Here is an 18,851-nt window from a genome sequence, read left to right on the forward strand (position 1 = left end):
CGCGGAGCAAGGAAGCCAACTCCATGCTGTCGCATAGCGGGTGAGAAAAAATGAAAGAAAAGGAGACAAAAATCAGACACACATAGCGAAAACGCCGGTCTTTCGACCGGCGCGGAATGAGAAGAATTGATGCTTAAAACAGGAGAAAAGTAAGGAGAAAGTCAGAAGACCCGATTCAGGCCATTCTGGGCAGCGACCCGATAGGCCTCGGCCATGGTGGGGTAGTTGAATGTCGTGTTGACAAAATACTTGAGAGTGTTGGCTTCACCCTTCTGCTGCATGATCGCCTGGCCGATATGAACGATCTCGGAGGCCTGGTCGCCGAAGCAGTGAATGCCGTATATCTCCAACGTATCCTGATGGAACAGGATCTTGAGCATGCCTACCGTATCGCCGGTGATCTGGGCACGGGCAGTGTCCTTGAAGAACGCCTGGGCCACTTCGTAGGGCACCTTGGCTTCGGTGAGCTCACGTTCGCTGCGCCCGAAGGAGCTTATCTCGGGGATGGTATAGATACCCGTCGGCACCTCGTTGACAAAGCGGTAGTCCCGCTCGAGCAACTCGTCGCAGGCATTCAGCCCCTGGTCGTAGGCGGCGCTTGCCAGGCTCGGCCAGCCGATGACATCGCCAGCGGCGTAGATGTGGGGTATGACGGTACGGTAATGATCGTCGACCTGCAACTGGCCGCGGCCGTTGGCCTCCAGGCCAATATTCTCCAGGCCCAGCTCATCGGTATTGCCGGTGCGGCCGTTGGCCCACAGGAAGGCATCGGCGCGCAGTTTCTTGCCCGACTTGAGATAGACCACGACCCCCGATTCATCCCCTTCGACGCGCTCGTATTCCTCGTTGTGGCGAATCAACACGCCGTGCTTGCGCAGGTGATAGGAGAGCGCGTCGGATATCTCGTCGTCGAGGAACGACAACAGCCGATCGCGACTGTTGATCAGATCGACCTTGACGCCGAGCCCCGAGAAAATCGAGGCATACTCGCAGCCGATCACGCCCGCACCGAAGATGACCAGCGTGCGCGGCGTATGCGACAGGCTGAGGATAGTGTCGGAATCGTAGATGCGCGGATGGCGGAAGTTGATGTCAGCCGGTCGGTAGGGGCGCGAGCCGGTGGCAATGATGACCTTCTGTGCCACCAGCTCTTCCAGCGCCTCCTGGCGATCGCGTACCAGCAGGGTGTGTTCGTCCTTGAAGCGCGCCACACCGCTGTAGAGATCGATGCGATTGCGGGCATAGAACTTGGTGCGCATCTCGACCTGCTGGTCGATGGTGATACGTGAGCGCTCCATCACCCTGGGGAAGGAGAACCAGCGCGGCTCGCCGATATCGCGGAACATGCGGTTGGTATTGAACTGCATGATCTGCTTGACCTGATGACGCAGTGCCTTGGAGGGAATGGTGCCCCAGTGTGTGCAGTTGCCCCCAAGGACCGGCTGCTTCTCCACTACCGCAACCCGCTTGCCGTGCTTGGCGGCATTGATGGCGGCACTCTCGCCGGCGGGCCCTGTGCCAATTACCACCACGTCATAGTTATGGACTGCCATGAGCTCTCGCGTCTCCTTTCCCTTGTCGTGTAAGTCGTCCGGCTCCCGTGCTCAGCGCTTGGTAGCGTCATAACCCAGATCAGCGCCACGACTCTCGTCGCTCGAGCGACGTGCACTGACCCGCCCACCGCTGCGCTTGCGGTTCTCCTCCTCGCAAACCTCATCCTTGCCGCCACAAATGTCGCAACCTTCCTTGAGGCCAAGCCGGTTGAGCCCGCCACAGGAGCCAGCGATGGGCTTGCGCCCTGCGATCACGCCAATGGCCATGGCAGCCATGATCAACAGCATGAAGCCCAGAACGACGAGAAAAGTAGTCATGTGGTCACACTCCTTGCGGCTACGACTCGAACCATGGCTCGAGGGCCGCGGTATGATGGATTTCGATACCCTGTGGTGTCTTGACAACAACCCTGGCAGCACTATCCATGACTTCAGCCAGGTGCACTGCATCCTCCGGGGTGGCATGCATCAGTCGGCTGGCCTGCCGCATGGCCTCACTGGCACTCGGTGCCACGACACTCACGGCCAGCGGCGTCGTCAACGTGACCAGCGGCACTCCATTCTGCTGCGCAAAGCGATGTACCAGTGCGGCATCCTGCAGGCGTATGTGCCGGCCGCCTTCCGGATCGGGCAGGCCAGCCCTCTCCAATGACAGGCGCCAGCTCCCCGCCGGGGGCATACCTTGAGCGCGCACGACTCCCCCCACTTCGATCATCATGGCCGCAGGAGCGAAGCGATGGCCGTCGAGCCAAAGCGTCAGCCGGTCGACGGCAAGCGCATGTGTCGCGCGGTCCACTTCATGCTGCAGTATCGACGTGGACAGCCAGAACCAGCCAAAGGCAGCTTCGAGCGCGGCGATGAAGCCACTGCGCTGCCGATCGAGACTTGCCAGTTCACCTTGTATGCCGGCTTCGAGTTCAGCGGCCTGCTCATGGTCGAGATCGGCATACAGGGTGATGTGGTAGCCCGTACCCAGGGCCGAGCCCTGGTAGAGATGCTCATTGGCCCGGTCACGGCAAGCGCTGAGCGCCATGGCCACTAGCATCAGGAGAAGGAGCCGGGCCGGCCCACTGAGGGCCAGCCCGGAGAATCGCCCGAGGGCGAAGGGGGTCATCCGCCAAAGTCATCCAGCAGGATGTTTTCGGGTTCGACACCCAGATCGAGCAGCATCTTGATGACGGATGCGTTCATCATGGGCGGCCCGCACATGTAGTACTCACAGTCCTCGGGAGCCGGATGGTCCTTGAGGTAGTTCTCGTACAGCACGTTGTGGATGAACCCGGTCGGCCCAGTCCAGTTGTCCTCGGGCTGTGGGTCGGAGAGTGCCAGGTGCCACTCGAAGTTGGAGTGCTCCTCGGCCAGCTTGTCGTACTCGTCGTTGTAGAAGGTCTCGCGCCAGGAACGAGCACCGTACCAGAAGGTGATCTTGCGCTTGGAATCAAGACGCTTGAGCTGGTCGAAGATATGGCTGCGCATCGGCGCCATCCCTGCACCGCCACCGACGAACACCATCTCGGCATCGGTATCCTTGGCGAAGAATTCGCCGAAGGGCCCCATCACCGTGACCTTGTCGCCCGGCTTCAGGTTGAAGACGTAGGTCGACATCAGGCCCGGCGGATGGCTGGTACCGGGAGGCGGCGTGGCGATGCGGATGTTGAACTTGAGGATGCCCTTCTCTTCCGGGTAGTTCGCCATGGAGTAGGCGCGGATCACTTCCTCGGTGTTCTTGTGGGAGATCTTGAACAGGTCGAACTTCTCCCAGTCGCCACGGTACTCCTCCTCGATATCGAAGTCGGAGAACTTGATGTCGTAGGGTGGGGCCACCAGCTGCACGTAACCGCCGGCGCGGAAATCGACGTTCTCGCCCTCGGGCAGCTTGAGGTTGAGTTCCTTGATGAAGGTCGCCACGTTGGGGTTGGCGATGACCTCGCACTCCCACTTCTTGACGCCGAAGACTTCTTCGGGCACCTCGATCTTCATGTCCTGCTTCACCGGCACCTGGCAGGAAAGACGCCATCCGTCCTTCTTCTCGCGCATGGTGAAGTGGGACTCCTCGGTCGGCAGGATGGCCCCGCCGCCCTCTTCCACCCGGCACTTGCACTGGGCGCAGGAGCCGCCGCCACCGCAAGCGGAGGAAAGGAAGATACCGTTGGCCGCCAGGGTATTGAGCAGTTTGCCGCCGGCCTGGGTGGTGATGGTGTGCTCCGGGTCGCCGTTGACCTCGATGGTCACGTCGCCGGTGCTGACGAGCTTGCTGCGGGCGGCCAGTATCACCAGCACGAGGCCGATGACGACCACGGTGAACATGAACACACCGAGCAAGATGACAGTTGTTCCAACCATGTCGGTTTCCTATTTGCTGTGTAACCTGTTGTCCGGCGGCGCGGGCACCGCCGGAAACTCACCTTGGCTCAGAGCTGGATGCCCGAGAAGGACATGAAGCCCAGCGACATCAGGCCCACGGTGATGAAGGTAATGCCCAGACCCTGCAGGCCACCCGGCACGTCACTGTACTTGAGCCGCTCGCGAATACCCGCCAAGGCGGTGATCGCAAGTGCCCAGCCCACGCCGGAACCAAAGCCATAGACCACGGATTCACCGAAGCCGTAGTTACGCTCGACCATGAACAGTACGCCACCCAGGATGGCGCAGTTCACGGTGATCAGCGGCAGGAACACGCCCAGCGCGTTGTAGAGCACCGGCACGTACTTGTCGAGGAACATCTCGAGGATCTGCACCAGCGCCGCGATGACGCCGATATAGGAGAGCAGCCCCAGGAACGACAGGTCGATGTTCTCGGCGCCGGCAATGCCGGTCCAGGTCAGCGCACCCTCGGCCAACAGCGCATTGAAGATCACGTTGTTCACCGGCACCGAAATGGTCAACACCACGATCACCGCGATGCCAAGACCGAAGGCCGCCGAAACCTTCTTGGACACGGCCAGGAAGGTACACATACCCAGGAAGAACGCCAGCGCCAGGTTCTCGACGAAGACCGAGGCGACGAACAGGCTGATATAGTGTTCCATTTACACGGCCTCCTTCGGCTTGGTGTTTTCCTTCATCTTGAACTCGTTCGCCTCGACCTGCTCCGGATGGGTGGAGCGCAGCGCCCAGATGATCAGGCCGATGATGAAAAACGCCGACGGCGGCAGCAACAGCAGGCCGTTGGGCACGTACCAGCCACCCTCCTGCACCGTTTGCAGTACGGTAAAGCCGAAGATGCTGCCCGAGCCGAACAGCTCGCGGAAGAAGCCCACGGTCATCAGGATGAAGCCGTAGCCCAGGCCGTTGCCGATGCCGTCCAGGAAGGAGAGCCCTGGGCTGTTCTGCATGGCAAAGCCTTCGGCACGCCCCATCACGATGCAGTTGGTGATGATCAAGCCGACGAACACCGAGAGCTGCTTGGACATCTCGTAGGCGAACGCCTTGAGCACCTGATCGACCACGATCACCAGCGAGGCGATGATGGTCATCTGCACGATGATACGAATCGACGAGGGGATGTGATGCCGAATCAGCGAGACGAACAGGTTGGCGAAGGCCGTCACGAAGATCACGGCCAAGGTCATGACCAGCGACACGCTCATGCTGGTCGTCACCGCCAGCGCCGAACAGATGCCGAGCACCTGCAGGGCGATGGGGTTGTTGTTGAAGATCGGGGTCGTCAGGACGCCCTTGGGAGTCACAGCGGACATAGTCAGGCTCCTTAAGCTTCAGCTTCGAGTTCGACGTCGGCTTCCTGAACTTCGTCCGGGTCGACGCCCGCACGGAATCTCGCCAGGTACTCACCGAAGCCTTCCGGGCTCAACCAGAACTGCAGCATGTTGGTGACACCGTTGGAGGTCAGGGTAGCACCCGACAGGCCATCCACCTGATGCTCGCCAGTACCGGCACCACGAGCGACACGAATTGCGGGGGTCACGCTCTCTTCATCCGGGAAGATTTGCTTGCCTTCCCACTGGGCCTGCCAGCGCGGGTTGTTGACCTCCGCACCGAGCCCCGGCGTTTCGCTATGCTCGTAGTAGGTGATGCCGACGATGGTATTGCCGTCGCCTTCGATAGACATGTAGCCGCGCATCAGCCCCCACAGGCCCTGGCCGCGGATCGGCAGGATGATCTGCTCGGGGTCGTCGGGATCGCCTACCAGGTAGACGGTGGCATAGTTCTCGACCCGGGCCAGACCGGCGATGTCACGATCCCCTGACAGCGTGCGCCCGGTGGCCGGGTCGCGTGCCGCCTGGAAGTGATCGAAGGTCTGCGGATCGAACTCGTCGGTGTATTCACCGCTGCGCATGTCCACCACCCGCGGCGTGATTTCGCCAAAGGCGGCTTCGACGTTCATGCCCGGCTGGTAGAGGTTGGCTACCCGCAGGATATTGGTCTTGCGGTCGAGTTCCTCGTTGAGCTGCTGCATGGGCCGCAATGCTACCGCGGCGGTGGACACGATGACCGAACACACGATGCAAAGTGCGAACGCCACCGTGAGGATCTTCTTGATGGAGTTATTGCTCTGTGCCATCAGGCAGTCTCCTCGGCCGGCACACCAGTCCGCTTGAGGCGGCGCTTGATGTTGGCCTGTACAAAGAAGTGATCGATCAGCGGCGCAAACAGGTTGGCGAACAGGATCGCCAGCATGATGCCTTCAGGAAACGCCGGGTTCACCACGCGGATCAGCACGGTCATCACACCGATCAGGACACCGAAGATCAGGCGGCCCTGGTTGGTCATGGAGGCGGACACCGGATCGGTGGCCATGAACACCATGCCGAAGGCGAAGCCGCCGATGACCAGATGCCAGTACCATGGCATGGCGAACATCGGGTTGGTCTCGGAGCCGATCAGGTTGAACAGTGCACTGGTGGCCACCATGCCAAGGAAGACGCCGAGCATGATTCGCCACGAGGCGATCTTGGTCCACAGCAGCACTGCAGCACCGAGGAAGATCGCCAGCGTCGAGACCTCGCCGACGGAGCCAGGCACGAAGCCGATGAAGGCATCCCACCAGCTGTACTGCGAAGTCAGCTCGGCCATGTTCTCCTGGAAGGCAATGGAGAGCGGGGTCGCGCCGGTATAGCCATCGGCTGCCACCCACACCGCATCACCCGAGATCTGCGCCGGATAGGCGAAGTAGAGGAAGGCACGACCGGTCAGCGCCGGGTTGAGGAAGTTCTTGCCGGTACCACCGAAGATCTCCTTGCCGATCACCACGCCGAAGGTAATGCCGAGCGCTACCTGCCACAGCGGAATGGTAGCCGGCAGAATCAGGGCGTAGAGCACGGAGGTGACGAAGAAGCCCTCGTTGACCTCATGCCCGCGCTTGACGGCAAAGACCACTTCCCAGAACCCGCCGACGACGAACGTCACCAGGTAGATGGGCAGGAAGTAGGTGGCACCGAGCACGAAGTTGGCCCACAGGCTGTCCGGGTTGTGGCCGCTGGCGAGGACCATCATGATCGCCTCGCGCCAGCCATCCATGGAGGCATAGCCGTCGGCAATCGCCGTATTCGCCATCCAGCCGGCGTTCCACATGCCGAAGAACATGGCCGGGAAGGTGCACAGCCACACGGTGATCATGATGCGCTTCAGGTCGATGCCATCGCGCACGTGGGCCGTGGTCTTGGTCACGCTGGGGGGCGAATAGAAAATGGTGTCCACCGCCTCATACAACGGATACCACTTCTCGTACTTGCCACCCTTGTGGAAATGCGGTTCGAGATTGTCGAGTGTCTGTCGGATACCCATCATCAGGCCTCTTTCTCGATCATGGTGAGGTTGTCACGCAGGATGGGACCGTACTCGTACTTGCCCGGGCACACATAGGTGCACAGCGCCAGGTCCTCTTCATCCAGCTCCAGGCACCCGAGCTGCATGGCCACCTCGATGTCACCGACGATCAGCGTGCGCAGCAATTGGGTCGGCAGAATATCCAACGGCATCACTTCCTCGTAGACGCCCACCGGCACCATGGCCCGCTCGGAGCCGTTGGTGGAGGTATTGGGCGCATAGTTGGAGAGCCCCTTGAACTTCGACAGGTAGATCCCCAACACGGAGTGGCGATTGCTGCCCGGCGACATCCAGCCCATGAAGGCGCGCTTGTTGCCTTCTTCGAGCAGGCTGATCTGGTTGTGGAAGCGGCCCAGATAGCGCAGACCGCCTTCTGCCGTGAACCCGGAGAATACCGAACCGGAGATCACGCGCGTATCTTCGGGTTGGAGGATTTCCCCGGCCAACAGTTCCTCAGTGCTGGCCCCGATCCGCGTGCGCAGCAGACGCGGTTTCTCGGCACGGGGGCCGCCCACGGCCACGACCCGGCTGACGTCGATACGCCCTTCGGCGAACAGCTTGCCGAAGGCGATCACGTCCTGATAGCCGATGTGCCAGACCTTCCTGTGCAGCGCAACCGGCGACAGGTAGTGAATGTGAGTGCCGACGAGGCCGGCCGGGTGAGGGCCACCGAAGGTCTCTACCTGCACGCCTGCCACGTCGCCGCCAGGAATCCGCGCGTCGGGCGCAGTACACAGGAAGACCTTACCCTGGGTTAGACTCGACAGCACCTTGAGTCCATCCTCGAAGGCTTCGGCCTGCTCGTTGATGATCTCGGCGGGATCGGCACACAGAGGATGAGTGTCGATGGCGGTGACGAAAATGTCGGCCGGCTCGCTGTCAATGGCAGGGCTGCGCGAGAAGGGACGCGTGCGCAGCGCCGTCCACAGACCCGACTCGACCAGCTGGTCGACGATGACCTGGCGCTCGAGGGAGCCGAGCTTGTCACGCCCATGAGCCGTGAACTCGATCGCTTCTTCGTTCTCGTCGACCTGGATGACGACGGAGAGCAGCTTGCGCTTCTCGCCACGGTTGATGGCGACGACTTCGCCGGCAGCCGGTGCCGTGAAGCGCACGCCCTCGTTCTTCTTGTCGGTAAAGAGGAGTTGGCCCAGTTTCACCTTGTCCCCTTCCCGGACCTCCATGGTCGGCTTCATGCCGACGTAGTCGGTGCCCAGGACAGCCACGTGACGCACGGGTCGCGCATTCTCGATGCGCGGCTCGGGCGTCCCCATGATGGGGAGATCCAGGCCTTTCTTGACTTCGATCATAGTCTCGCCCAGTTGATGGATCGGAAATGCGAAGGAAAGGGGTTCGAATGGATTCGAATTCTTGTTGAGTCAGTACGTTACCAGTCAGGCCCGAAGGCACTTCGGACCACCCCGAAAAAATCCACAGTATTATAAAGACAAGCGCGACCAAAGGCCACACGGCCTAAGGTCGCAAAAGCGGGCACAAAACCGCTCTACGCCTGGCTTCGACTGGGTTCAATTGGCGTTGAAAGGCGCTCGTTACAGGCCTTTCCGACAGCCCGAACGAATCGGGCCGGCATCACGACGACACCGGCCCGAATGACACGAAAGTGACGCAGATCAGAGGTTCCCGACCCATGAGGTCGGGAATGAGACCCAGGCTCAGGCCTGGGCGCGCGGCAGTTTGAGGAAGTGCACGTTGGAGATGTGCTGGAGGATGCGCACTACCTGGCAGCTGTAGCCGAACTCATTGTCGTACCAGACGTAGAGCACCGCCTGCTTGCCGCTGGCGATGGTCGCCTTGGCGTCGACGATACCGGCATGACGGTTGCCGACGAAGTCGGACGACACCACCTCGGGCGAATCGACGTAGTCGATCTGCTTCTGGTAGGAAGAGTCGATCGACATGCGGCGCAGGTAGTCGTTGAGCGCCTCGGCATCGGTCTCGCGCCCCAGGGTCAGATTGAGGATCGCCATGGAGACGTTGGGGATCGGCACGCGAATGGCGTTGCCGGTGAGCTTGCCGGAGAGTTCCGGCAGCGCCTTGGCCACCGCCTTGGCGGCACCGGTCTCGGTCAGCACCATGTTGAGCGGCGCACTGCGCCCGCGGCGATCGCCCTTGTGGTAGTTGTCGATCAGGTTCTGGTCGTTGGTGTAGGCGTGCACCGTCTCGACGTGACCGCACTCGATACCGTATTCGTCGTTGAGCACCTTGAGCACCGGCACGATGGCGTTGGTGGTACACGAGGCTGCCGACAGGATGGTGTCTTCCTCGGCAATATCGCCGTGGTTGATACCGAATACGATGTTCTTGATGTTGCCCTTGCCCGGTGCGGTGAGGAGCGCCTTGGAGATCCCCTTGCACTCGAGGTGCTGGCCAAGGCCCTCTTCGTCGCGCCAGATACCGGTATTGTCGACCACCACGGCGTTGTCGATGCCGTAGGCGGTATAATCGATATCGCTCGGCTTGTCGGCGTAGATCACCTGGATCACGTTGCCGTTGGCAGTGATCGTGCGCGCCTCGTAGTCGACGCTGATGGTGCCATCGAACGGGCCATGGACCGAGTCGCGACGCAACAGGCTCGCCCGCTTCTCCAGGTCCTTGGCGATGTCGCCCCGGCCACGCACGACGATGGCACGCAGGCGCAACAGGTTGCCGCCACCGGCCTTCTCCACCAGCACCCGCGCCAGCAGGCGGCCGATGCGCCCGAAGCCATAGAGCACCACGTCCTTGGAGTGACCGTTGTTGCCGCTCGGATCATGGGCGTCGACGATCTCGGCGAGTTCTTCACGCAGGAAAGCCTTGGCGTCGCCGCCGCCGCGCTTCTTGAAGGCCACGCCCAGCTTGCCCACGTCGACGTGAGCCGGCCCCAGGTTGAGTTCGATCATGGCCTGGACCAGCGGCAGGGTATCCTGCACCGAGAGTTCGGTGCCCTCAACCTTCCTGACGAAACGGTGGTCCTTCAGGATACGGATCACCGAGCGGTTGAACAGCGAACGCCCGTAGAGGGTGGTGACCACGTTGTTGTGACGGTAAAGGCTGCCGATCAGCGGGATCATCTGTTCGGCAAGCGCCTGATTGTCGTGCCAATCCTGAAAGACGGTCTCGAGGGGTTGCTGACTCACGTGAAGCCTCACTGGTAGTCGAAAATTCTTCGTCATTATCCCGTTCGCGCTTCGCCGGGGCAATCGAAGGATAGTCGCAGGCGCTGTAGGGGGATTACAGAAAACACGGGTTGACTACAAGCATCGCATCAGGCTGGTATGATCCCTCACCTACCCGCCGCCCCTTTCCAGGCCCGTACGAACGGCCTTGACGGCAGCACACACGACGACCGACGAAACGTCCCGACGACACCATGCCCAAATTCTCGCCGCTCGATCCGCCCCTCCCGACGGGGACTCGCGACACCCTCTACTGGCAGACACCGCCGGGCAGTTCGGCTGCCCTGGCGCTGGCCCATCTGGCCGGCGACGCGCCATTGCTGGTGATCACACCGGATACCGCCAGCGCACAGCAGCTGGAGAACGACCTGGGCTTCTTCGCCAGCGTACCGGTGCTGCCCTTTCCCGACTGGGAAACACTGCCCTACGACAGTTTCTCTCCGCACCAGGACATCGTCTCGGAGCGACTACGGACGCTGCGCCGGCTCCAGGATGGCGAACACGGTATCGTGCTGGTACCGATCAATACCTTGATGCAGCGACTCCCCCCGGTCGAGTACATCGCCGGGCGGGTACTCACCCTCGAGGTAGGCATGCGACTGGATCGTGAGGGCTTTCGCGAAAGCCTGTCTCGCGCCGGCTATCGCGCCGTGGAAACGGTCTACGAGCCAGGCGAGTACGCCTTGCGGGGAGCGCTGATCGATCTCTATCCCATGGGCAGCGAAAGCCCGCTGCGCATCGACCTGTTCGACGATGAGGTCGATACCCTGCGTCGCTTCGACCCCGACACCCAGCGCAGCCAGGACAAGGTCGAGCGGGTAGAGCTGCTGCCGGCACACGAATATTCCCTATCGCGTTCGGCCATCGCCTGTTTCCGCGAAGGCTTCGAGACCCTGTTCGATGTCGACCCGCGCCAGTGTCCGCTGTATGTCGATGCGCTCAAGGGCATCCCCTCCCCTGGCCTGGAGCAGTACCTGCCACTGTTCTTCGAAGAGACCGCCACGCTGTTCGAGCACTTGGCCGAGGGCACTCGAGTGGCGCTGCTACCCGACACCTTCGCTGCCGCCGAGCACCACTGGGAGGCCATCGAGAGCCGCTATGAAAACCTCGGCGTCGACCCCACCCGGCCCCTGTTGCCACCGCATCGGGCATTCGTGCCGGTGGCCGAGGTGTTCGCAGCGATCAAGCGCCACCCGCGAGTAGAGTTGACCGCCGACCCCGAACATCGCCACGCCCGTGAGGTTGCCGCCATTGCGCTGCCCGAAGTGGCAATCAACGCCCGGGCCAGGCAGCCGCTGGCAGCACTCGAGCGTTTCCTGGAACAGCATGGCGACACCCGGGTACTGTTCGTCGCCGAATCGCGCGGTCGCCGCGAGGCGCTGGAGGAGATGCTGGCCCCCTTGCACCTCGAACTCCCCCATGCCGAGGGGTTCGACGCCTTTCGCCAGGGCAATGCACGCATGGCGCTTACCGAAGGCGAGCTCAGTGCGGGGCTGTGGCTGGAGCAGCCCAGCCTTGCCGTGATCAGCGAGACCGAGCTGTTCGGGGACGTGGTCCGCCAGAGCCGGCGACGCGAGAAGGCCACGGATACCAACGAGCTGGCCATCCGTCATCTTGCCGAACTGCGCCCCGGTGCCCCGGTGGTGCACCAGACCCATGGCGTGGGGCGCTACCGAGGCCTGGAGCGGCTGGAGGCTGGCGGCCAGGCGGCAGAGTTCGTTGCCCTGGAGTACGCCGATAGCGCCAAGCTCTACGTGCCGGTCGATAATCTGCACCTGATCTCGCGCTACGCCGGTGTCGATGACGAACTCGCCCCGCTGCACCGGCTCGGCTCCGAACAGTGGGACAAGGCTCGGCGCAAGGCGGCGGAGAAGATCCGCGATACCGCCGCCGAACTGCTCGACGTCTACGCCCGCCGCGAAGCCCGGGAAGGCTTTGCCTGTGCGCCACCCGACGCGGAGTACGCTCGCTTCGCCGCCAGCTTCCCGTTCGAGGAGACCCCCGACCAGCGTGCCGCCATTGCCGCGGTGATCGGCGACATGACCGCTCCCCGCCCCATGGACCGCGTGGTATGCGGCGATGTCGGCTTCGGCAAGACCGAGGTTGCCATGCGTGCGGCGTTTCTCGCCGTGCACTCGGAGCGCCAGGTGGTAGTGCTGGTACCCACCACCCTGCTCGCCCGGCAGCACTACGAGAATTTTCGTGACCGCTTCGCCGATACCGCGGTGCAGATCGAGCTGGTCTCGCGCTTCACCGCCGGCAAGGGCCAGGCGGCTTCGCTCAAGCGCATCGAAAACGGCCAGGCCGACATCGTCATCGGCACCCACAAACTGCTGTCGAAATCGATGAAGCTGCCCAACATGGGACTTCTCATCATCGACGAGGAGCACCGCTTCGGCGTCGGTCAGAAGGAGCGCCTCAAGGAGCTGCGCGCCGAGGTCGACATCCTCACTCTCACCGCCACCCCGATCCCACGCACGCTCAATATGGCCATGAGCGGCATCCGCGACCTGTCGATCATCGCCACGCCACCGGCTCGCCGGCTGTCGGTGAAGACCTTCGTCCAGCAGCGCGACGAATCGATCATCAAGGAGGCGATCCTGCGCGAGATCCTGCGCGGCGGCCAGGTCTACTACTTGCACAACGAGGTCAGGACCATCGAGACCGCCGCCGAGACGATCCGCGCCCTGGTCCCCGATGCACGCGTCGCGGTGGCCCACGGCCAACTGCCCGAGCGAGCGCTGGAGCGGGTGATGTCCGACTTCTACCACAAGCGCTACAACGTGCTGGTCTGCTCGACCATCATCGAGACCGGCATCGACGTGCCCAGCGCCAACACCATCGTCATCGAACGCGCCGACAAGTTCGGCCTGGCCCAGCTTCACCAACTGCGCGGGCGCGTGGGCAGAAGCCACCACCAGGCTTACGCCTACCTGCTTGCCCCACCGCCCCGGGTCATCACCAAGGACGCCGTCAAGCGTCTTGAAGCCATCAGCGCCGCCGAGGATCTCGGCGCCGGCTTCACCCTGGCCAGCCACGACATGGAGATTCGCGGCGCCGGTGAACTGCTTGGCGAGGAGCAGAGCGGCCAGATGGAAGCCATCGGCTATACCCTCTACATGGAGATGCTCGACCGTGCGGTGGCCGCCATCCGCGCCGGCAAGACGCCCAACATCGAATCCCCGCTGAGCGATGGCGTCGAGGTCAGTCTCAACCTCCCGGCCCTGATCCCCGACGACTACCTGCCCGACGTGCAGCAGCGCCTGGTGATGTACAAGCGCATCGCCAGCGCCGCCGACGAGGCCGAACTCAAGGAGTTGCAGGTGGAGATGATCGATCGCTTCGGCCTGCTGCCGGCGGCAGTCAAGACCCTGATGCGCCAGACCCGCCTGCGCCAGCGGGCCGAACGTCTCGGCATCGTGCGCCTGGAGGCCGGCACGGCGCGCGGCCGGGTGATCTTTGGCGGCCAGACCCGAGTCGATCCACTGGTACTGGTCAAGATGATCCAGACGCAGCCACAGCGCTATCGCCTCGACGGCGCCGACACCCTGCGCTTCGAAGCGGACATGGAAACGGAGGACGCCCGCTTCCAGGCCGTGGAACAACTGCTCGACGCGCTCAACCGCAAGACCCAGGCCGCCTGAACAAAATGAGGCCCGCCGGGCACCAGGGCTCCCGCAATGATAGGGAACGCTATACTATGCACAGGTGTCTTATCGCAGCCTCGACACCCACCCGGCGCCGCCCGACCGATCGGGGGCGCATGACCGTCGCCGAGCGCGAGCTGATGTCAGGAATATTCCGCTCGCCAAGCGACCTTACGACGAGATCATGACGTAAAATGAAGAACCCGACACTGGCCAGGCGTATTGGCCTGGGCGCTGCCCTGTTTGGCCTTGCCGCCCTGTTGGCGACTACGGCCCTTGCCGAGGAAGACGGCTCCAGCCCTCCCCAGGAGCTGCCCCGAGGCCATTACCACCTCCCCGATGAGGGCAACGTGATCGGCGAGGCCTATACGGTCGTCGTCGAGGAAGGCGACACCCTGATCGACATCGGCCGCCGTCACAACGCCGGCTATGAAGAGATGCGCATGGCGAATCCCGAGGTGAGCCTCTGGGCACCCCACCCCGGTACCGAGGTGGTCATCCCGGCCCAGCACATCTTGCCGGATGCACCGCGGGAAGGCCTCGTGGTCAACCTCTCGGAGCTGCGCCTGTACTACTATTCGCGCCCCGGTATCGTCGAAACCTACCCCATTAGTATCGGTCGCGATGGCTTTGCCACACCGGTGGGCGTGACCCGAACCACCGTCAAGGTGAAGGACCCCCATTGGTCACCGCCGCGCTCCATGCGCGAAGAAGCGGCCGCCCGTGGCGAGCCGGCTCCCGCCGTGGTACCGCCGGGCCCCGACAACCCCTTGGGCCGTCACGCCATCCTCCTCGGCCTGCCCAGCTATCTGATTCACGGCACCAACAGGCCCGATGGCGTCGGCATGCGTGCCAGCCGCGGCTGTATCCGCATGTTCCCCGAGGACATCGAATCGCTCTACGAGCGCGTGCCCAGCGGTACCCAGGTCAACATCATCGACCAGCCGTTCAAGGTCGCCTGGTCGGCGGATGGCGTTCTCTATGCGCAATCCTTCCCCTTGCTAGAGGAGAACGTGGGCACCTTCGAGCCGATTCTCAATGCCATGGAAGTGGTAGCCAATGCCTTCGGCGAAGAGCGCCCCCCGATCGACTATGCCCAGCTGCGCCGGGTGGTGGAAAACCCCGATGGCCGCCTGGTCTCGTTGTTGCAGGTCGCCGAAGAGGAGCCGGCCCCATCGACCGATCCCCATGGCGAAGAGCTCAACGAGGGGCTGTTCTCTGAAATCGAACTCAGCCAGGTTTCCGGCCTGTTCCTGGAACTCGAGGCCTTCCGGCGCTAGAGCTTTCGACCGGACACAGCGGCACCGCCCCAACGAGAAAACCCCGCCGAAGCGGGGTTTTCTCGTTGCAGAACCGCCATCGCCCGAGAGCGATGTTGGCACTCGGCAGAATTACTTCTGCATGGAGCGCTGGAACATGCGGTTCATTTCCTCGCGGTTCTGCTCGGACATCTGCAGAGCCGCCTGGGCGTCACGCTGAGCCTGGTTAGCAGTGTTTTGCGCCTGAGTGGCGATGCTGCGAGCTTCTGCAGCGTCGGCCTGAGCGGCTTCAGCAGTCTGGCGAACCTCGTCCAGAGCAGCGTTGGTAGCACAACCAGCCAGGATGGCCATAGAAGCAGCAGCGGCGGTCAGCTTCAGGGTGGTCTTCAGAGTCATGATGTTCTCCTTGAGTCTTCCTTGGTACTGCACAGTTAGTACAGCGGCGTTAATGTTGCCTGTGATCCAGGCTCCCCTGCTCAGTGCAGGATTCTTGCAGCGACTGCTGCCAAGCACAGGAGTCAAACGCTGTTTTATAATAACACACGGCGCTTGTCCATAGCTCGAAACGTCCCTTGCGTATCTTGAGCCTAGCGGATGACGACGCGAGTGCCAATGTCGATTAGCTCGGAAAGCCTTTCGATCTGCTCATCGGTCACCGCCACGCACCCTTGGGTCCAGTGATAGCTCGCATGAACCTCCGGGTCCCCCCTACCGACGCCATGAATACCGATGAAGCCCCCCAGCACGGTTTGCTGGGGCGGATAACCGTGGTGCCGGTAGTAGGCGAAATAATCTGCGTAATCCTGCTCCGTGTAAAGCCCTGATTCCAACGCCATGCGCGCATGCGAGGGCGTGGGATAGTCCAGACCCACGAAAATGTGCCAGTCACTCTCCCAATTGAAGCGATTGACGCGAAACTCGCCCTTCGGCGTCACGTTGCCGCCCTGGGTTCGCATCACACCGGCACCGGATCGACCCAGCGAAATGGGTGCGAAGCGTTCGAGAAGCAGATTGCCGCGATAGATGCTCAATGCGGCCTCACGGTCGTCGACGAGGATCCATACCTCTTCGGTATGACGAGGAACGTGGGCACGCGCCAGCATGGACTCTATCAGGTTGGCCTGGGCCTCGCGCCCCATCAGCAGAGTGAAGGGCGCCAACAGGGCAAGTTGGCCAAAGCGGCGGCGGGAAACGGATCTCATCGGCTCCTCATGGGCAGATCGGTACGCTACAGGCGTTTTATAACGTATCGATTGACGACTGTCAGTTCGCTTAACGTAACCAAGCCTTGCGGTGTGCATGACGACTGTCATTGGCCTTGCCCAAGGCTACCGACTGCTGAGAAGAATAGGCAGCCATTGGAGCTTTGCCAGCCATCCCAATGCGCACAATTAGCTTGTGCACTAGTTTATGGCGAGTCTTAAAATGCCACCTCTGCAAACGATGTTGGAACTCAAGCCGACAGGATTGCGCCCATACGGAACACTTCCCGCAAGTTGGTGATGCCCTGCTCGGCCTTGGCCAGCCCGTCGACCAGCATCAGGCTGATGCCACGTTCGAGCAGGCTGCGGCGCAGCTCGGACTCATCGGCATGGCGCAGGATCCGGGCATGGTCCTCGGGGGTGAGCTGCCAGATTTCAAACACGCCGATACGGCCGCGAAAACCCAGGCCATCGCATTGTGGACACCCCTTGGCGCTCCAGGTGAGCGCTGGCGGCGCCCGACCGATCGCCTCCAGCCATTCACGGTCGCGCCGGTCGGGGGGCACCTGCTCGCGACAGTGCTGACACAGGCGGCGTACCAGCCGCTGGGCAACGATCAGCCCCAGATTGGCACTGATTTCACTGTCGGCAAGGCCGAGCTGTCGCATCGAGGTCACTACCCCTACGGCGTCGCGACTATGCAAAGTGCCCATCAACGAGCGGCCGCTGCTGGTCACGCTCAGGGCCGCAAGGGCAGACTCGTGGTCACGAATTTCACCGATGAGCACATAGTCGGGATCGAGCCGTAGAAGCGAACGAGTCCCGTTGGCAAAATCCAGCCCATGGTCGAGATCCACCTGGATCTGGTTGACCCCGGGGATGCTGTACTCCACGGGGTTTTCCAGAGTGATAACGTGGCTGTCGGTCAGCTGCAGTTGGCCAAGCAGCGTGTAGAGCGTCGTGGTCTTGCCTGCGCCAGTCGGCCCGGCCACCAGCAGCATGCTGCCCGTGGCATCCATCCAGCGTCTTATGCCCAGCGCACCCTCCTCGCCGATACCCAGTGACACGATATCGTCGAAGGTCTGTGGCGGCGCCAGGAAGCGAACTGCGAGCTTCTCTCCCGCCATGCAATGCACCGCCGTGACGCGAAGGGTGATCTCCTCTTCGCCGTTCTCCTCACGCGACCAACTGAAACTCCCTTCGGCGGTGGCCAGGGATGGCACCGGATTGAGCTTGGACAACACCTTGAACTGGTTGACCAGGCGCGCCCCTTGCGCCACATCGATGCGCAGCGCATCGACGATACGCCCATCGATACGCAGACGGATTCGGTAGCCATCCTGCCCGGGGTCCAGATGCACGTCAGTGGCCCTGGACCGCAGGGCATCGTCGAGTAGTGCGAATGCCTCGAGCGTGGTGCCGCTCGGATACTGCCCCACCGCCAACAACGGCAGCAATGAAGGCAACAAGTGGCGCTTGTAGGACTCCTCCGACACGATCAGCTCCTCCCTGATGGATCCTCGGCGGAACTCGGCCGATGGAGGCAGTCTAGCCCATGAGCGGCTCACCGCAGCCCGGTGTCACGGCCCCCCAATGCATGACACCCCCGGCAGGTTAACCTGCCGGGGGTGCTTGTCGTCGTCACGCTTCGGGGCCCGACCCTACCGCGCTATGCGCTGCGCTCCACGGTGAAGATGCTCTGCAGCTTGTCCTTCTTGCCGTAGATATGCACCGTAGTCTCGTCGAAGGGGAAATGATCGCGGTATTGGCTGCTGTTGTTGAAGCGCGGCTTGTGGGCGTTGATCATGGCCGCGGCAAGGCGTTCGCGGTTGGCATGCCCGGCCAGGCCGACGGAGTACCAGAGTTCCTCGTCCGGCTGCAGGAACGCCTGCCACTTGGCTTGATCCGCATGATGCTCGAGGCCATAGCGCGCGCTGCGATGCTCGCCGACGTAGAGCAGCTCCTGTATTTCCATCTGCTCGGTTTCCGGATCGCGCGCGGCGCGGAAGACACAGAAGATCCCCGACTCGTCCGGAGCCTCGCGCAATTGGTCTTGCGTCCAATAGCCCAGCATCTTGGGGGAGAGTAGCTGATCCGACATGGGACCTCCTCAATCATCTTCCAGTCGTTGCTTATCACGAGCGATGCATCGCACCTCGACGGCTTGGCCCGCCGGGAACGCTTCGAAGCAATGCTCTTGCGTCGCTGCCGTCGGCCAGATCGACTC

The 18,851-nt window shown here is 62.3% G+C and carries 16 protein-coding genes; 2 read left to right on the forward strand and 14 right to left on the reverse strand.

The features are described 5' to 3' along the window. Positions 1 to 161: 161 nt before the first annotated feature. The 10 genes from sthA to ACUY1T_RS03935 form a co-directional block, all read right to left on the reverse strand. Entirely contained in the window at positions 162 to 1,553 is a 1,392-nt protein-coding gene (sthA, locus tag ACUY1T_RS03890) for a Si-specific NAD(P)(+) transhydrogenase (protein WP_446020415.1), read from the reverse strand. Between the two features lie 51 nt (positions 1,554 to 1,604). Then, positions 1,605 to 1,871, reverse strand: a complete 267-nt coding sequence (gene nqrM / locus ACUY1T_RS03895) for a (Na+)-NQR maturation NqrM (protein ID WP_446020416.1) — start codon at positions 1,869 to 1,871, stop codon at positions 1,605 to 1,607. 19 nt (positions 1,872 to 1,890) lie between these two features. Further along, positions 1,891 to 2,667, reverse strand: a complete 777-nt coding sequence (locus ACUY1T_RS03900) for a hypothetical protein (RefSeq protein WP_446020417.1) — start codon at positions 2,665 to 2,667, stop codon at positions 1,891 to 1,893. After that, the gene (gene nqrF / locus ACUY1T_RS03905; RefSeq protein WP_446020418.1) at positions 2,664 to 3,896 is read right to left on the reverse strand and encodes an NADH:ubiquinone reductase (Na(+)-transporting) subunit F; all 1,233 of its coding nucleotides are present in this window, start codon (positions 3,894 to 3,896) and stop codon (positions 2,664 to 2,666) included. Before nqrF ends, ACUY1T_RS03900 begins: the two co-directional genes overlap by 4 nt. 68 nt (positions 3,897 to 3,964) lie before the next feature. Beyond that, positions 3,965 to 4,582, reverse strand: a complete 618-nt coding sequence (gene nqrE / locus ACUY1T_RS03910; protein WP_446020419.1) for an NADH:ubiquinone reductase (Na(+)-transporting) subunit E — start codon at positions 4,580 to 4,582, stop codon at positions 3,965 to 3,967. Then, complete coding sequence (locus tag ACUY1T_RS03915; protein ID WP_446020420.1) at positions 4,583 to 5,251, reverse strand: NADH:ubiquinone reductase (Na(+)-transporting) subunit D; 669 nt, start codon at positions 5,249 to 5,251, stop codon at positions 4,583 to 4,585. An 11-nt stretch (positions 5,252 to 5,262) separates the two neighbouring features. Then, entirely contained in the window at positions 5,263 to 6,075 is an 813-nt protein-coding gene (locus ACUY1T_RS03920; protein ID WP_446020421.1) for a Na(+)-translocating NADH-quinone reductase subunit C, read from the reverse strand. Further along, positions 6,075 to 7,301 (reverse strand): NADH:ubiquinone reductase (Na(+)-transporting) subunit B, encoded by a 1,227-nt coding sequence (locus ACUY1T_RS03925; RefSeq protein WP_446020422.1) that lies wholly within the window; start codon positions 7,299 to 7,301, stop codon positions 6,075 to 6,077. Before ACUY1T_RS03925 ends, ACUY1T_RS03920 begins: the two co-directional genes overlap by 1 nt. After that, on the reverse strand, positions 7,301 to 8,650 hold the full coding sequence (locus tag ACUY1T_RS03930; protein WP_446020423.1) for a Na(+)-translocating NADH-quinone reductase subunit A: 1,350 nt from the start codon (positions 8,648 to 8,650) through the stop codon (positions 7,301 to 7,303). Before ACUY1T_RS03930 ends, ACUY1T_RS03925 begins: the two co-directional genes overlap by 1 nt. 363 nt (positions 8,651 to 9,013) lie before the next feature. Further along, positions 9,014 to 10,477, reverse strand: coding sequence for a glyceraldehyde-3-phosphate dehydrogenase (locus ACUY1T_RS03935; protein ID WP_446020424.1), 1,464 nt, complete (start codon positions 10,475 to 10,477; stop codon positions 9,014 to 9,016). Between the two features lie 233 nt (positions 10,478 to 10,710). On the opposite strand from ACUY1T_RS03935, the gene mfd reads away from it, so the two are divergent. Together mfd and ACUY1T_RS03945 are read left to right on the forward strand one after the other, a co-directional pair. Beyond that, the gene (mfd, locus tag ACUY1T_RS03940) at positions 10,711 to 14,160 is read left to right on the forward strand and encodes a transcription-repair coupling factor (protein ID WP_446020425.1); all 3,450 of its coding nucleotides are present in this window, start codon (positions 10,711 to 10,713) and stop codon (positions 14,158 to 14,160) included. 197 nt (positions 14,161 to 14,357) lie between these two features. Continuing rightward, positions 14,358 to 15,443, forward strand: a complete 1,086-nt coding sequence (locus ACUY1T_RS03945; RefSeq protein ID WP_446020426.1) for a L,D-transpeptidase family protein — start codon at positions 14,358 to 14,360, stop codon at positions 15,441 to 15,443. 111 nt (positions 15,444 to 15,554) lie between these two features. On the opposite strand, the gene ACUY1T_RS03950 is transcribed toward ACUY1T_RS03945, so the two are convergent. The 4 genes from ACUY1T_RS03950 to ACUY1T_RS03965 all read right to left on the reverse strand — a co-directional run bounded on the left by ACUY1T_RS03950 (position 15,555) and on the right by ACUY1T_RS03965 (position 18,725). After that, positions 15,555 to 15,818 carry an Lpp/OprI family alanine-zipper lipoprotein gene (locus ACUY1T_RS03950; protein WP_010629080.1) on the reverse strand — a complete coding sequence of 88 codons (264 nt, stop codon included), beginning with the start codon at positions 15,816 to 15,818 and terminating at the stop codon, positions 15,555 to 15,557. 191 nt (positions 15,819 to 16,009) lie between these two features. Next, positions 16,010 to 16,624, reverse strand: coding sequence for a L,D-transpeptidase family protein (locus ACUY1T_RS03955; protein WP_446020427.1), 615 nt, complete (start codon positions 16,622 to 16,624; stop codon positions 16,010 to 16,012). A 251-nt stretch (positions 16,625 to 16,875) separates the two neighbouring features. After that, a complete protein-coding gene (locus ACUY1T_RS03960; RefSeq protein ID WP_446020428.1) occupies positions 16,876 to 18,120 on the reverse strand; it encodes a GspE/PulE family protein in 1,245 nt (414 codons plus the stop codon). A 173-nt stretch (positions 18,121 to 18,293) separates the two neighbouring features. Continuing rightward, positions 18,294 to 18,725, reverse strand: coding sequence for a hypothetical protein (locus ACUY1T_RS03965; RefSeq protein ID WP_446020429.1), 432 nt, complete (start codon positions 18,723 to 18,725; stop codon positions 18,294 to 18,296). Between the last annotated feature and the right edge of the window lie 126 nt (positions 18,726 to 18,851).

The sequence above is a fragment of the Billgrantia sp. Q4P2 genome (assembly GCF_052806135.1).

What these genes read in the sequence shown, in the direction of transcription:
- ACUY1T_RS03925 (WP_446020422.1), bottom strand. Translation starts at nt 7,301, where the DNA reads ATGATGGGTATCCGACAGACACTCGACAATCTCGAACCGCATTTCCAC.
- ACUY1T_RS03930 (WP_446020423.1), bottom strand. Translation starts at nt 8,650, where the DNA reads ATGATCGAAGTCAAGAAAGGCCTGGATCTCCCCATCATGGGGACGCCC.
- nqrM (WP_446020416.1), bottom strand. Translation starts at nt 1,871, where the DNA reads ATGACTACTTTTCTCGTCGTTCTGGGCTTCATGCTGTTGATCATGGCT.
- sthA (WP_446020415.1), bottom strand. Translation starts at nt 1,553, where the DNA reads ATGGCAGTCCATAACTATGACGTGGTGGTAATTGGCACAGGGCCCGCC.
- nqrF (WP_446020418.1), bottom strand. Translation starts at nt 3,896, where the DNA reads ATGGTTGGAACAACTGTCATCTTGCTCGGTGTGTTCATGTTCACCGTG.
- mfd (WP_446020425.1), top strand. Translation starts at nt 10,711, where the DNA reads ATGCCCAAATTCTCGCCGCTCGATCCGCCCCTCCCGACGGGGACTCGC.
- ACUY1T_RS03915 (WP_446020420.1), bottom strand. Translation starts at nt 5,251, where the DNA reads ATGTCCGCTGTGACTCCCAAGGGCGTCCTGACGACCCCGATCTTCAAC.
- ACUY1T_RS03950 (WP_010629080.1), bottom strand. Translation starts at nt 15,818, where the DNA reads ATGACTCTGAAGACCACCCTGAAGCTGACCGCCGCTGCTGCTTCTATG.
- nqrE (WP_446020419.1), bottom strand. Translation starts at nt 4,582, where the DNA reads ATGGAACACTATATCAGCCTGTTCGTCGCCTCGGTCTTCGTCGAGAAC.
- ACUY1T_RS03920 (WP_446020421.1), bottom strand. Translation starts at nt 6,075, where the DNA reads ATGGCACAGAGCAATAACTCCATCAAGAAGATCCTCACGGTGGCGTTC.
- ACUY1T_RS03945 (WP_446020426.1), top strand. Translation starts at nt 14,358, where the DNA reads ATGAAGAACCCGACACTGGCCAGGCGTATTGGCCTGGGCGCTGCCCTG.
- ACUY1T_RS03900 (WP_446020417.1), bottom strand. Translation starts at nt 2,667, where the DNA reads ATGACCCCCTTCGCCCTCGGGCGATTCTCCGGGCTGGCCCTCAGTGGG.
- ACUY1T_RS03955 (WP_446020427.1), bottom strand. Translation starts at nt 16,624, where the DNA reads ATGAGATCCGTTTCCCGCCGCCGCTTTGGCCAACTTGCCCTGTTGGCG.
- ACUY1T_RS03965 (WP_446020429.1), bottom strand. Translation starts at nt 18,725, where the DNA reads ATGTCGGATCAGCTACTCTCCCCCAAGATGCTGGGCTATTGGACGCAA.